The sequence below is a fragment of the Glutamicibacter sp. genome, assembly GCF_035257265.1.
GTDB lineage: Bacteria > Actinomycetota > Actinomycetes > Actinomycetales > Micrococcaceae > Glutamicibacter.
In genome coordinates, this window is record NZ_DATEXC010000053.1 from 28,030 (window position 1) to 42,058 (window position 14,029).

General features: G+C 56.5%; 13 protein-coding genes. 2 read left to right on the forward strand and 11 right to left on the reverse strand.

Features of this window, described 5'->3' with window-relative positions; translation table 11 throughout:
• The first annotated feature begins 57 nt into the window (after positions 1–57).
• Both VJ369_RS14280 and VJ369_RS14285 read left to right on the forward strand, forming a co-directional pair.
• On the forward strand, positions 58–2,163 hold the full coding sequence (locus tag VJ369_RS14280; protein ID WP_324092736.1) for an MMPL family transporter: 2,106 nt from the start codon (positions 58–60) through the stop codon (positions 2,161–2,163).
• The gene (locus tag VJ369_RS14285; RefSeq protein ID WP_324092737.1) at positions 2,156–2,602 is read left to right on the forward strand and encodes a DUF2871 domain-containing protein; all 447 of its coding nucleotides are present in this window, start codon (positions 2,156–2,158) and stop codon (positions 2,600–2,602) included. The genes VJ369_RS14280 and VJ369_RS14285 overlap by 8 nt, the downstream gene beginning before the upstream one ends.
• Before the next feature lie 289 nt (positions 2,603–2,891).
• Here the strand turns inward: VJ369_RS14285 and VJ369_RS14290 are convergent, their stop codons facing one another.
• From VJ369_RS14290 to VJ369_RS14340, 11 genes are all read right to left on the reverse strand, one after another.
• The gene (locus VJ369_RS14290) at positions 2,892–4,346 is read right to left on the reverse strand and encodes an FAD-dependent oxidoreductase (RefSeq protein ID WP_324092738.1); all 1,455 of its coding nucleotides are present in this window, start codon (positions 4,344–4,346) and stop codon (positions 2,892–2,894) included.
• Between the two features lie 18 nt (positions 4,347–4,364).
• The gene (cobA, locus tag VJ369_RS14295) at positions 4,365–5,219 is read right to left on the reverse strand and encodes a uroporphyrinogen-III C-methyltransferase (protein WP_414652663.1); all 855 of its coding nucleotides are present in this window, start codon (positions 5,217–5,219) and stop codon (positions 4,365–4,367) included.
• Positions 5,137–5,994 (reverse strand): ABC transporter permease, encoded by an 858-nt coding sequence (locus VJ369_RS14300; RefSeq protein ID WP_324092740.1) that lies wholly within the window; start codon positions 5,992–5,994, stop codon positions 5,137–5,139. The genes cobA and VJ369_RS14300 overlap by 83 nt, the downstream gene beginning before the upstream one ends.
• Positions 5,969–6,709, reverse strand: a complete 741-nt coding sequence (locus tag VJ369_RS14305; protein WP_324092741.1) for an ABC transporter ATP-binding protein — start codon at positions 6,707–6,709, stop codon at positions 5,969–5,971. Before VJ369_RS14305 ends, VJ369_RS14300 begins: the two co-directional genes overlap by 26 nt.
• Positions 6,700–7,788, reverse strand: coding sequence for an ABC transporter substrate-binding protein (locus VJ369_RS14310; RefSeq protein ID WP_324092742.1), 1,089 nt, complete (start codon positions 7,786–7,788; stop codon positions 6,700–6,702). The genes VJ369_RS14305 and VJ369_RS14310 overlap by 10 nt, the downstream gene beginning before the upstream one ends.
• On the reverse strand, positions 7,775–9,070 hold the full coding sequence (locus VJ369_RS14315) for a sulfate adenylyltransferase subunit 1 (protein ID WP_324092743.1): 1,296 nt from the start codon (positions 9,068–9,070) through the stop codon (positions 7,775–7,777). The genes VJ369_RS14310 and VJ369_RS14315 overlap by 14 nt, the downstream gene beginning before the upstream one ends.
• Before the next feature lies 1 nt (position 9,071).
• Positions 9,072–9,995, reverse strand: coding sequence for a sulfate adenylyltransferase subunit CysD (gene cysD / locus VJ369_RS14320; RefSeq protein ID WP_324092744.1), 924 nt, complete (start codon positions 9,993–9,995; stop codon positions 9,072–9,074).
• A gap of 16 nt (positions 9,996–10,011) precedes the next feature.
• Positions 10,012–10,722, reverse strand: a complete 711-nt coding sequence (locus tag VJ369_RS14325; RefSeq protein WP_324092745.1) for a phosphoadenylyl-sulfate reductase — start codon at positions 10,720–10,722, stop codon at positions 10,012–10,014.
• Positions 10,719–12,419, reverse strand: coding sequence for a nitrite/sulfite reductase (locus VJ369_RS14330; RefSeq protein ID WP_324092746.1), 1,701 nt, complete (start codon positions 12,417–12,419; stop codon positions 10,719–10,721). The genes VJ369_RS14325 and VJ369_RS14330 overlap by 4 nt, the downstream gene beginning before the upstream one ends.
• 100 nt (positions 12,420–12,519) lie before the next feature.
• A complete protein-coding gene (locus tag VJ369_RS14335) occupies positions 12,520–13,212 on the reverse strand; it encodes a sirohydrochlorin chelatase (RefSeq protein ID WP_324092747.1) in 693 nt (230 codons plus the stop codon).
• 10 nt (positions 13,213–13,222) lie between these two features.
• Complete coding sequence (locus VJ369_RS14340) at positions 13,223–13,987, reverse strand: SDR family oxidoreductase (protein ID WP_324092748.1); 765 nt, start codon at positions 13,985–13,987, stop codon at positions 13,223–13,225.
• Positions 13,988–14,029: the final 42 nt, after the last annotated feature.

Consider the following 14,029-nt stretch of genomic DNA (forward strand, 5'->3'; position numbering starts at 1 on the left):
ATAGAGTTCGAACGCTTTCACGATTTGCTAAACCTCGATTTGGCATTGACTAGAAGTATGAAATCTCCAGTTCTCACATCGGTAGCGAATTCGCTCACCTCGCGTCGCGGTGCATGTCTCTGGCTCCTCGGGGCACTCGCTGTCATCCTTGCCGTTTTCGGGCTGCTCAGCTCCATTCCGGCAGCCGAACGCAGCACCAGTACATTAGTCGCAGGCTCTGACTCGGCCACAGTGGCCAAGCTTCTCGAACAAATCCCCGATTCCGGTAAAGAGTCAGCATTACTCGTTGCCGGACACCCAGATCAGCAACAGCTGAGCAACACAGACCTCACAGGACTAAACACCCTAGCCAGCAAGCTCAGCGATGAACTACATGTCGAGATTTCCAAGCCGCTAGTCAGCGAGGACGGCAAGCTTTCTTTGCTGACCGCCTCTTGGGACAGCGCAGGCACCGACGCTGACCGTGCGATGGTCACTGATCTGCGCGAGCAGATCAGCACCAATGAAAACGCCGGGATGCTCATCGAGGTTTCCGGAGCACCAGCCTTTGGGCTGGATTTGTCTGCGACCTTCGCCGGGGCAGACTTCACCTTGCTCGCAGTGACCATCGGCATCGTGGCGGTACTGTTGATTCTCACCTACCGCTCCCCGATTCTCTGGCTAATTCCATTGGCAGTCGTTGGGCTAGCCGATCGCAGTGCGAGCCTCATCGCCAACGCCCTCAGCGAGCCTTTCAACCTTCACTTTGATTCCGGCGTACTCAGCGTCCTAGTCTTCGGTGCCGGCACCAACTATGCACTATTCCTCATCTCCCGCTACCGTGATGAGCTACACCAGCACACCGATCACCGGGCTGCTCTTGCGAGCGCCTGGCGCAACAGCTTTGAAGCGATTGTTTCCTCAAACTTGACCGTAGTCCTGGCGCTGGCCACGATGGCACTGGCCGTCATGGAAGACACCCGAGGCTTGGGTATCGTCTGCGCCGTAGGCCTACTGATCGCTGCCGGGTTCAACTTGTTCGTACTGACCCCAGTGATGGCGCTGTGTGGCCGCAAGGTTTTCTGGCCACTAGTTCCCCGCCCGGATCACGAACCTGCTAAGCGTTCCATCTGGGGTAAAGCCGCAGCGGCTGTCATCAAGCGCCCGGTAGTCAACCTGAGTGCGTTAGTACTCATTCTTGGCATCTTGGCATCCGCACTGGGTGCTACCAGCGTGGGACTACGCCAAACCGAACAGTTCCGTACGGCCACTGAATCGACTTCGGCCACGCAACGGCTGGCCGAGCACTTCCCCGTTGGAGAGACCGCGCCCATCACCGTTCTTGCTTCCCCTGGTACCGGCGAAGCGGTCACTACCGCAGCGAAAGCTGTCCAAGGAGTAGAACGTGCTACACAGTTGCCAGCATTACCGGACAACGGCTCCGACCGCGTCATGATTATCGGCAACAGTGAATCAGGTTCTCCCGAAAGCTTCGAACTGATCAAGTCACTGCGAACCGAGTTCGAGCAGGTTCCCGGCGCTGAGGCATTGGTTGGTGGAGCCATTGCCGAAGCCTACGATTCGCATCAAAGCCACGTGCGTGACTTCCTAGTCATTGCGCCACTGATCTTGCTGGTCTGCCTGATCATGTTGTGGGTTGTCACCGGAAAGTTCCGCACCGCCCTGCTGCTCTCGCTGACCAACTTGCTCAGTGCCGCAGCCGCGGTGGGCTTGGGATCCTTAATTGGATCTATGGTTTTTGATACCTCTGCTTTGGACGTTCAAGTTCCGCTCCTCGCCTTCGTCTTCCTGGTGGCCCTGGGCGTTGACTACACAATCTTCCTGACACAGCGAGTCAAACAAGATGCCCTGCGCATGCCTCTGGCGGATGCAATCATCAATGCCACCAGCCGTACCGGAACGGTTATCACCAGCGCAGGCGTGGTCTTGGCAGGAGTATTTGCGGCATTGTCCAGCTTGCCGCTGATGGTCTTGGGTCAGCTTGGTCTGATCGTTGGCCTCGGAGTACTTATGGACACGTTCGTCGTACGCACCTTGCTGCTGCCGGCGTTGTTCATCTTGTTGGGTCGCACCAAATCTCCGGTCTTCGGTTACCGCGGCCACAGCAACACCAAAGAAAATTCTTCAAACACCGAACTCATTGAAAGTGAAACTCATGCGTAAGCTTATCAACATCGCCTTTGCCTACATGCTCGTAGGAGTCGCCTCCGGACTGTTCTTCCGCGAATTCACCAAGATGAACGATTTCCCCGAGGGTGGTTGGACCCAGCTTTCTGTAGTCCACACACACCTGCTGGTTCTTGGTTTCATCGTCACCTTGCTGGTGTTGCTGCTGGAGAAGGCATTCAATATCAGCTCCCACCGCAAGCTCTACGCATGGTTCATGGGCACGTACCACGCAGGTGTCATCATCACCGCGGGAATGCAGCTCACCCACGGCATGCTCACCGTCCTGGACATTGAATCCTCTGCCATGATCTCCGGAATCGCAGGACTTGGCCACATGGCATTGACCGCAGGAATGATCTTGTTGTTCATCATGTTGCGCCGCAGCGTTCCTGCCAGCATGAAGACCGGCCAGACTGACAAGCTCAGCGTTTAAGGTCCACCAGATACACCTGTGGGGAAGAGCCGAAGCTCTTCCCCACAGGTGTATCTGGTCATAAATCAACCGCGACCGCGTCGCGCAAGTCTGCCCGGCACCGGAGATGAGTTATCACACAGCCGACATACGCTGCATGCAAACCCACGGTGGCGTCCGATGACGGATGTCTACAGGTCAGTGCTGTCATTCGCCCGACGACCTATTCAGTTGTCGGGATTAAAGGAAAATGGCACCCGAAGATCCGAAGATCAACGGGTGCCAGTTATTCCTGAACCTGTACTGTTGGTTACAGGCTCTTAGCTAATTTTTTTGCTCGTGCAAACTCCAGCATTTCTTCGCGCTCGACTAGCTTGATGCGGTCGCGGGTGATCTCACCGAAGCGGGTCGACACGGTACCGGCCTGGGCGCCCAGAGCCTTTTCTTGCTCGTCCAGGCTCATCCAGCCATCCCAATCGGCGTAGTCCACGCCTCGGGACTCAAGGAGCTCTTCGATGCTCTGGTTCGAAGTCGGAACCGGCAGGTTTGCCAAGTCTTCGAGCAGGTGGTTGATGGTCTCCAAGGCGTCACCCTTGGTGTGGCCAATTAGTCCGATAGGGCCACGCTTGATCCAACCGGTCGCGTACAGGCCATCAATATGGGCGCCTTCAGCGTTCAAGACACGGCCTTCAACGTTTGGCAATACACCGCGCTGCCCGTCGTATTCGATGTTCTCTACGGGAGAACCGAAGTAGCCAACTGCACGGTACACGGCCTGTACTGGATACTCGGTAAATTCACCGGTTCCCTTAACATTTCCGGTGCCGTCCAGTTCATTGCGTTCAAGCTTCAAACCGGTGACCTTGCCGTCTTCGCCGAGCACCTCAACCGGGGTCTGCAGGAAGTGCAGATGCAGACGACGAGAAGCACTGGCGGCTTCCTCGTTCTCTTCCTGTTCAATCAACCAGTTGGTCAGGGTCGACACCATGGTCTTGGTTTGGTTACTGGTGCGGATTGCTTCTTCCGAACCCTCATCGAAATCAAAGTCCTCTTCGTACAAGACGATGTCTACATCTTTGGAGTGCGATAGTTCGCGAAGTTCCAGCGGGGTAAACTTCACCTGTGCTGGGCCACGACGGCCGAAGATATGTACATCGGTGACAGCGGAGCCGTTTAACTGCTCATATATGTGCGCTGGAATTTCGGTCTCTAGCAGCTGGTCAGCATGCTTGGAGAGAATACGGGCGACGTCCAAAGCTACGTTGCCATTACCGATCACCGCTACTTCCGTAGCGGAAAGATCCCATTCCTTCGGGGCATCCGGGTGCGCGTCGTACCAAGATACGAAGTCTGCGCCACCATGAGATCCGGTAAGTTCAATGCCTGGGATGTTCAGGTCGGCATCCTTTTGGGCACCGGTGGAGATAATGACCGCGTCATAGCGCTCGTGCAATTCGTCAAGGGTGATGTCCCGGCCCAATCCTACGTTTCCGTAGAAGTTGATCCAGTCGTTGTTCAGCACCTTATGAAGGGCGTTGATGATGCCCTTAATGCGTGGGTGGTCCGGGGATACGCCGTAACGAATCAGGCCGAACGGGGTAGGCAGCTCATCGAAGAGATCTACCTTCAGCGACAGTTGGCCAGAAGATACTGGCTCGCTCTTATTGAGCATGTCCGCGGCGTAGATGCCTGCGGGACCGGCACCGACAATGGCAACGCGCAGGGCGCGGGAGGTCAAATGTTCAGGTACGTGAACTTCACTCATCAAACAACATCTACTTTCTTAGTCAGCGAATGAGACCGACGCTGTGACGTCGACCGACTCCAGCGGCTGAAGCTCAACCAACTGGGTTAAAGCTTCAGGTGCTAGACGTACAACGTCACCAATTACGATGACGGCCGGATTCGCCACGGCGGCCTTACGGGCGCGCACTACAATCTCCTCTAGCGTACCGATAGTTGTCCGCTGCGTCTGTGAGTAACCTCGCTCCACTATCCCAATTGGCGTACTAAACGGTAAACCCCGGGTAAGTAATGTCTCAACAATTTGTGGCAAATTCGACACCCCCATGAGCACCACCAGGGTGTGGTCAGCGCGTAGCGGGACATCGCTAAGATCCTCATGTCCACTGATGACGGTAAATCCGCTAGCGACACCTCGGTGGGTTACCGGTATTCCGGCCGCGGCCGGCACAGAAATGGAACTAGTAATTCCGGGGATTACCCGCGCAGCGATCCCATGTTCCGCGGCGAAGATCAGCTCTTCGCCACCACGCCCTAAAACGAAGGGATCACCACCTTTTAAGCGGACCACGTCCAGTCCCTGAGAAGCATATTTGACTAGGAGATCATTGATCTCATCTTGTGTTTTCGCGTGGCAACCCGGAGCCTTTCCCACATCAATAGTTTTAACTTCGGGACGCAGCTCGTCAAGCAATGCGACAGGTCCAAGTCGGTCTGCAAGCACCACGTCTGCGGCAACCAGAGCCTTGTAGCCAGCAACCGTGATCAGCTCCGGATCACCGGGCCCGCCTCCAATGAGCGTAATTTTTCCTTTAGACATTTTTTCCTCCCGTGCGGTTAATGCCCCTGTCGCGCAATAGCTTGCGTTCCACGGGTGCAAAACAAAAAAGTTCAATCAAGACGCCAACAAACAAAATAACAAGTATGACTAAGATCACTAACGGTAAATCTGCAAGGTCACGTCCACGTTGCAGCAGCGAGCCCACCCCGAGGGACAGTGACCCGCCCACCGCAATCAATTCAGCGGCCATTAAGGAGCGCCAGGCGAAGGCCCAGCCTTGACGTAACCCGGCCACATAGCCTGGCAGCGCCGCAGGCAGTTCAACATGCCAAATATGCTGGCGCTTATCTGCGCCCAGGACTTGGGATAGCGCCCGGTACTGGGGCGGGATCAGGTCGATGCCGGAAAGTAGTCCATTGATAATCGAGGGCACCGCACCCAGAAGGAGCACCATATAGATGGTCGCGTTGCTCAGCCCAAATAAGATGATCGCGGCCGGCACCCATGCGATGGATGGCAGTACCTGCATCGCTGAAATCAGCGGCCCGAGTCCCTTGCGAAGTAAGGGCCGGTGCGCCAGCAGTAATGCGAGGGGCGTTGCGATGAGCACCGCCAGAATAAATCCGGACAGCGCCCTAAAAAGTGAGGTTCCTACTGCACCGAGTAGTGATCCGCTGGCCAATATTTCGGGCAGCTTTGCCATGATGGCTCCGGGCCCAGGAAATAGGTCCGCACGGATAGGAGCAACCCAGGAAACAATCTGCCACAGGCTCAGGAGCACGATGACGGTTAAAATCGGCGCGAGGACCGAATCAAGCGAGGTCTTAGGTAGCCGTAATTTGTCGGCTTTGGCCGTCGGTGGGCTAGCCTGCTGCGCCAGTGCGCTCATGTTTTCGTTGCTCCTTCCGGAGGATTGTTGTCAGTTCGTCGGCCAAAGCCGCCGACTGGGCTGGATCGTTTCGCAGTTGCGCCGAGATCCGTCGAGTTTCAAGGATTCGTCCCGGGTGAGAGGACAACACCAAAATACGTTCGGAGAGCCGAATTGCTTCGCGTACATTGTGGGTGACGAAGATAATGGTTTTGCCCGTCTGTTGCCAGAGGTTGTGTAACTCTTCATGCAACATGTCGCGGGTAATCGCATCTAGGGCAGCGAAGGGCTCGTCCATCAGCAGCACCTGACGGTCCTGGGCCAGGGATCTAGCCAAGGCCACTCGTTGACGCATACCGCCAGAGAGCTCATGAGGTTTTTTATTTCCCGCGTGCCGGAGCTGAACTAGGTTAAGCAACTGCGCTACACGCGCATCACGCAGGTCGGCCGGGTGTCCCCCAAGTTTTAATGCGAGTGAAATATTATCGGCAGCGCTCAGCCACGGAAGCAGGTTTGCATCTTGGAACATGAAGGCCGCCCCATCGTGTGGAACTTCAATCCATCCGGAGGTGGGCTGCAGCAGCCCGGCAATCATGTTCAGCAACGAAGATTTTCCACATCCTGAAGCACCAAGAACGGCAACAAACTCGCCATCGTCAATCTGGGCGGTGAGCGAATCAATCACCAAATCGGTTCCTGGATAGCTCAGTGAGACTTCGTGGAGGTCTACTCCCATGGACGCTGTCCAATCCATTGGTGGTTCACGATATTTGTTACCTCGCCAGGCTCTCCGATACCCACCGCGGACTGATGCTCAACCAGAGTCTTGAAGGTAGCTTCGAGCGGGATTTCATCGAAACTCACCTGGCTCAGCGCCGAATTGATTACCTCGTCGGAGAGGCTGCTTCCGTTGATCTTCGTCAGTGCGGCTTGTACTGCAGCTAGCCGTTCGGCGGAGCTAGCCGAATTGAGCCAATGAATAGACTGCGCATTGGCCGCCACAAGTTTCGCGACGCTCTGCGGGTGTTCGGCCAAAAAATCCTGACTGACAACTAATACTGTGGTGGGGAACTTGCCTTGAGGCCATAATGAAGATTCATTAATCAGCCGGTGAGCCCCGTGTTCCTTGACCAGCAAAGAGGCGTGAGGTTCCGGCAGCCAGGCCCCGTCGATGGCTTGACGAGCAAATAGCTGCGGCACCGTGCCGTTTGAACTTGGGGTCACAGTCACCTGCTCTCCCAGCCCTTGATCCAAGAGATAATGGCGCAACGCCACGTCCTGAGTTCCGCCGAATTGCGGCGTTGCCAGCTCGGTTCCTTGCAAATCTTCGACGCTTCTAATTTGCTTGGAGACCACTAAACTCGCTCCCCCATTGGTCGCCCCTGCCACTATTTTTAATGACTTTCCTGCGCTGGATAGGTAGCTGGTCAAGGCCGGTGACGGGCCAAGGTAAGCCGCATCCAGTGCCCCACTATTTAGCGCTTCGATTGCTGCCGGACCAGCGTTGAAAATTTGAGTTTCCAACCGCGTATTGTCAGTTTTTAGAGTGGATTCTAGAAAACCTTGATGGTCCGCAATGAGCGCCGGAGCATGGGTGACGTTGGCAAAATATCCCAGACGAAGTTCCTTCGCGGAACTTGTCGCAGGGATCTTGGCCTTCGCCTCACCCAAGGGCGGAACAAAGGCGGTACCCACGGCGAAAATTGCCAAGAGCCCCACAATCCACAGTGTCGCTTTGCGGGCCGGAGAATTACTAGCTGCCGCAGTCGAGGTGAACCGCTGCCTCCGGGGGTTTTGACGCTCAGGCGGCGGCATTCTGAGCCTCAATAATTCCCGCAGCTAAGGTGGTTCCGCTATCGGGGTCTATCAGTAAGAAAGAACCTGCGGTACGTGAATTTTGGTACTCGTCCACGGCTAGAGCCGCGGAGCTGCGGACCGTGATCCGCGCCAAATCATTGAGCTGCAATTCGGTGGCCACACTACTGGAGAAATCAACCACATTGATTACGTGATCAATGCTTTCAACCTTCGCCCGAGCAACCTTTGTGCCGTGTTTAATGAGTACCAGCTGGCCGGCGATGATCTTCGCCGGGGACAATACACAAATATTCGCTCGGATCTCGCGAACAGGCACCCGAGGCTCCCCCGCAATGATGGTGTCGCCACGGGCAATATCGATCTCACCAGTTAGTTCCACAAGCACTGCTTCTCCAGTCAGCGCCGTGCTCACTTCGCCGTGCGAGTTGCGAATCGACTTGATATTGCTGCTTGCTGGCTGTCCGTTGGAGATGATCTGGACGGTATCGCCCACACTCAACTCACCGTCGGCTAGCGTGCCGGAGTAACCGCGGAAGTCGCGATACTCTTCAGCAGCAAGTCCAGGAGCCAAGGCGCCTTGTGGACGGATGACGTACTGCACATCAAGACGGGCCGTCCCTTGCCCGCGTTCGGACTCAAAAGCTTCCAATAATCCGAGCAACGTCGGCCCGGCGTACCAATCACTTAGCGCCGAGGCATCAACGATGTTGTCCCCATTCAACGCCGACACGGGGATGACTGCGGTGCGCTTGATACCCAATTCGGCCGTGATACCGAGAATTTGAGTTTCAATGTCACTGAAGCGTTGCTCATTCCAGTCCACGAGATCCATTTTGTTTACGGCTATCACCAGTTGTGGCACCCGTAGCAAGGAAAGCACCCCGAGATGGCGGCGGGTTTGTTCCAGTACCCCGTGTCGCGCGTCCACCAGCACGATCACGGCATCTGCGGTTGAGGCGCCGGTGACAGTATTACGGGTGTACTGCACATGTCCCGGGCAGTCGGCCAGAATGAAGGAACGGTTGGAGGTGGAGAAATAGCGGTAAGCCACGTCGATGGTGATGCCTTGTTCGCGTTCGGCGCGCAGACCGTCGGTAACCAATGCCAGATCCAGTGCCGGGGCTTCACCACCAAAACCGCGTTCTGCGCTGGTGCGTGCGATGTCATCAAGCGAGTCGGCGAGAATTGCTTTGGCGTCGTGGAGCAGCCGTCCAACAAGCGTTGATTTTCCGTCGTCTACCGAGCCGGCAGTGGCAATACGTAACAGTGTGGTGGTCATTTTAGAAGTACCCTTCGGTCTTGCGGTCTTCCATTCCGGCCGCTGAAATTCGGTCGTCGGCACGCGTGGCGCCGCGTTCAGTCACGGTAGCCAAGGCCAACTCGTCCAGCACCTTCGGTACCGTGTCAGCGGCCGAGAGCACCGCACCGGTGCAGCTGGCGTCTCCCACGGTCCGGTAACGCACCTGGCGGATGCTGACAACTTCGTCCTGGGCCGGCAGCGAGACTCCGGTGACCGCTCGCCACATACCGTCGCGTTCAAAGACTTGGCGCTTGTGGGCAAAGTAGATTGGCGGTAACTGGATTTGTTCTTGGTCGATATACGCCCAAATATCGCGTTCGGTCCAGTTGGAGATCGGGAAGGCGCGGACATGCCCACCGGGTGCGTGGCGCCCGTTGTAAAGATTCCAGATTTCCGGGCGTTGGTTACGTGGATCCCAGACTCCGAATTCGTCTCGCAGCGATAAGATGCGTTCCTTGGCCCGGGCTTTGTCTTCATCGCGGCGAGCCCCGCCAAAGACCACGTCGAAGCGGTTTGCCTCGATAGTGTCCAAGAGCACCCGGGTTTGCAAACGGTTTCGGGTGCCATCTGGCAGTTCTGTTAGCTCCCCGCGGTCGATATATTCCTGTACCGAACCAATAACGAGGTTCAGTCCATAACGTGCCACGACTTGATCTCGGAACTTCAGTACCTCACCGAAGTTGTGACCGGTATCGATATGCACTACAGGAATCGGCACACGTGCCGGAAACACTGCTTTAGCCAGCAGGTGCAGTACTACCACCGAGTCTTTACCTCCGGAGAAGAGCAAACCGGGATTTTCGAATTCGGCGAGCACTTCACGGATGATGTGAATTGATTCGGCTTCGAGCTCGTCAAGGACGCTGCGCCGTACGTGGGTGGGTGCGTTGGCTGTGATGGTCATTTGCTTCTCTCCTTCGCTAGATATGTATGCCGCATTCGGTTTTTGTTAGGCCGGCCCAGCGACCCGCACGGGGATCTTCACCTTCGGCTACCGGCCTGGTACATGGTTGACAGCCGATGGAGGGATATCCCTGGGCGAGCAACAGATTCACCGGCACCGAGTGTTCGGATGCGTAGCCAATCAGTTCATCAAAGGTCCAGGCGGCCAGCGGATTGAATTTCACTAGACCGTGCTTTTCGTCGAAGCCCACCAGCGGCGTATTGGCTCTGGTGGGCGCCTCCTCGCGGCGCACCCCGGTGAACCAGGCGCCATAGTCTTTCAAGGAATCTTTCAACGGATCCATTTTTCGCATCTGGCAGCAGGTTGCTGCGTCACGGGCGAAGAGGTCCTTGCCAAATTTCGCGTCTTGCTCAGGCACCGTGAGTTTTGGCAGCACCTCGATGATGCGTACCGGCAGAGTCAGGGCGACCTCCTTGCGGGTGCTGAGGGTTTCGGCGAAGTGATACCCGGTCTCTAGGAACAGCACGTCTACGTCTGGAATGGCGGCCGATACCAAATGCGGGAGTACCGCGTCAGCCATGGAACAGGCAACTGCGATCTCGCGGGCCGCGAAATGTTTAGCCGCAAAATTGATGACCTGTTCGGCGGTGGAGTCCCAGCCAAGCTCTTCGGCTCCTAGCGCTGCGACCTTCCGCAGTTCAGCTTCGGTGCGTTGCACGGGGCTCATAGCAGGTCCTCCTCGCCGGCGCGGTGTGCCCAGGCAGCGAAAGACTCGCTCTCTTCTGACTTACTTGAATAGCTTTTGACAACGCGTTCCACGTATTCGGGAAGTTCATCCGCCGCGACCTTCAGCCCTCGGACAGTGCGGCCTAGTCCTGCCTCACCGTTTTCGAATCCGGCAAGTGTTCCGCCCAAGTGCACCTGGAATCCGGATACCTGCTCGCCCTGCACGTTGGTGATCAGTTGCCCTTTCAGCCCAATGTCGGCTGTTTGGATACGCGCGCAGGAGTTCGGGCAACCATTAACGTGCAAGGACAAGGCCTTGGGAAGTTTTCCTTCGTGATCCGCGAGCCTTGATTCAATTTGTTTTACCGCCTCGATGGTCGTGTCCTTGGTGTCCACGATGGCTAGCTTGCAAAACTCGATGCCGGTGCAAGCGATGGCTGAGCGCTTGATTAAGCCAGGAAACGGGTCTAAGCCCAGTTCTTGCACTGCACCGGTAAAGGCATCAACCTGGTCTGCGGGGATGTCTAAGGCGATGATCTTCTGGTGCGGGGTGGTCCGTAGCCTGCGAGAACCGGTCGCTTCAACCAGGTCCGCCAGTTTGTTGAGAATTGTTCCCGAGACGCGTCCCGCCGGCGGGGTCAGCCCGATAAAGAACCGGCCGTCTTTTTGTTCGTGCACTCCGCTGTGATCCCCGGCATCCTGCGGTTTGTGCGCAGGAGGTCCGTCAGGGAGGTCAAAACCCAGGTACTCGTCTTGGAGGATTTGACGGAATTTTTCGGTGCCCCAATCGGCGAGCAGGAATTTCAGGCGTGCCCGGTTGCGCAGCCTTCGATAGCCGTAGTCGCGGAAGATGGAAGTCACTGCCTCCCAAACATCGGCAGCGATTTCTTCGCGGACGAATGCTCCGAGCCGTTCGCCCAAGCGCGGGTTGGCGGAGAGTCCCCCACCGACCCAGAGGTCATATCCGACGCCGAGTTGCGGATGTTCAACCCCGATGAGCGCGAAGTCATTGATCTCGTGGACGACATCTTGGTTCGGGTGGCCGGTAATCGCGGTCTTGTATTTGCGCGGCAAGTTGGAGAATTCCGGGTTGCCCACGTAGCGTCGTGCGATCTCCTGGATCACAGGGGTCGGGTCGATGATCTCGTTTTTGGCGATGCCCGCCACGGGCGAGCCTAAGATGACTCGGGGAACGTCCCCACATGCTTCGGTGGTGTTCAGCCCTACGGCTTCGAGCCGCCGCCAAATTTCGGGGACATCGACTACATCTACCCAGTGCAACTGGATGTTCTGTCGGTCGGTAAAGTCCGCGGTGTCACGGGCGAAATCGGTAGAGATCCCGGCGATCACCCGAAGCTGGTCGGTGCTTAGAGCTCCGCCGTCGATGCGCACCCGAAGCATGAAGTATTTGTCTTCAAGTTCGTGCGGCTCCAGCGTGGCGGTCTTACCACCGGGAATGCCTTGGGCTCGTTGGGTGTACAAACCCCACCAGCGAAAGCGCCCGTGCAGGTCTTCTGGATCAATTGAGTCAAAACCCTTGAGCGCGTAAATCTGCTCGATACGTTCGCGGACGTTCAGACCGTCGTCGGCGGCTTTGAGTTCCTCGTTGTGATTCAGCGGTGCTTTGCCGTCAACCCTCCATTGACCTTGGGGTTTAGCTGCCCGCTTAGGGCGACCTGGTGCAGTAGTTTGCGTCATGTAAGCCAGCGTAGAAACCAGCCCCCGGGGGCTGGCAACCACGAGTTGTCACATGAACGCGCTTTACTTAATCACCGCGAACTTCGTCATCTGAGGACAATTATGAGCACTGTTTAAGTGCCTCTTGCAGTCTTATGAGGAAACATTTAGCGATCATGACATCCGGAAGCAACGGGCTTGTGGTGATCCGGGCGCCCATGCTAGCCAGCCGTGATTGAAAAAGTCCATCGGCCAACAGCGCACTAAGCACCAGCGTCTTTGGCCTGATTTCCTCGGAAAGCAGTTCATTAATCAGCGGTTTAGCCCCGGCACAGTAAGCCACCTGAACTTCTTGACCCAGCTGCGTTGAGATCTGCGCTGCTAAGTCCCTGAGTTGCTCTTGCCCTTGCTCTAGCCGGGTTCCGGCAGCAGCGAGGAGAACCTTCAGATTCGGCTCCAGCTGAGTCATGGCGCGCTGGCTTAGTAGGTAAGCAAGTTCCGGCAAAGCGCCCAGTGGGCTGGCCGCGACCGTGTTTTGCCGTGCTGCTACTGCCTGGGCGATGTCTTCTGTCGTATGTACGCCATCGGCGACCAGCAGCGGCAGTACTACCGCCGCTTCGCCCACGGGCAATGAAGCGAGCACTTGAGCAAGTTGCGGCTGTTGAACATCAACATATGCCTCGTGCCAGACCAACTCGGTGTGTATCTCACTACGCGCCAATTCCTCCAGCTGTGTACGTAGTTCGTGGATCAGATGTTGACCGCGAAGACTATCGGTGCCATGTGACGCAGCGAGGACGTGGGTTTTCTTCATCACCGATTTGTTAGCTTTGGCGGATCAGCTTGTGATTGGCGGCCTGAGCCTGTGGCCGAATGACGATTTCGTCCAGGTTCACATGTGACGGTGCGCTGACCGCGTAGCGAATCACTTCTGCAACGTCCTGGGCGGTGAGTGGTTCGGCGACTCCCGCATAGACTTTCTCGGCTGCTTCTTTGGTCCCAAGCCGGCGCAGGGCGAATTCTTCGGTGTGGACGAGTCCTGGAAGGATCTCAATGACACGAATTCCGTTGCCCACTTCTTCCAAACGTAGCGCCTGAGTCATGGCTCGTTGCGCTGCTTTTGCGGCGTTATAGCCACTGCCACCTTCGTAGCTGGACAGTGCGGCGGTTGAGGTGACGTTCAAAATGGTGCCTGTATTGGTACGCAAGGAAGGTAATAGCGCGCGGGTCAACCGCATGGTTCCCATGACGTTTGCCTGCCACATGAATTCCCAGTCTTCGTCTTTTGCTTCGGCCCAGTGGTCACTTCCGCGTGCTCCGCCAGCACAGTTGATGAGCGTATCGACTCCATCTTGCGCTTCGACGTCTCTGACCAGTGCATCAACATCAGCTTGCACACTGACATCTGCAACCAGTGCGATTGCCCCGGTTTCGGCAGCCAAGGACTTCAGTCGTTCTTCACGGCGCGCCACTGCGAAAACGTTCCAGCCCTGTGCACGTAAGGCACGGACGGTAGCCTGACCGATGCCACTCGAAGCACCGGTGACGAGGGCAGAGCGTGAATTGTTCTGATTTTGAGAATTAGTCATATTCCCACTCTAGAACTTTGGGGCGCCCGCATGCGAGGCGAT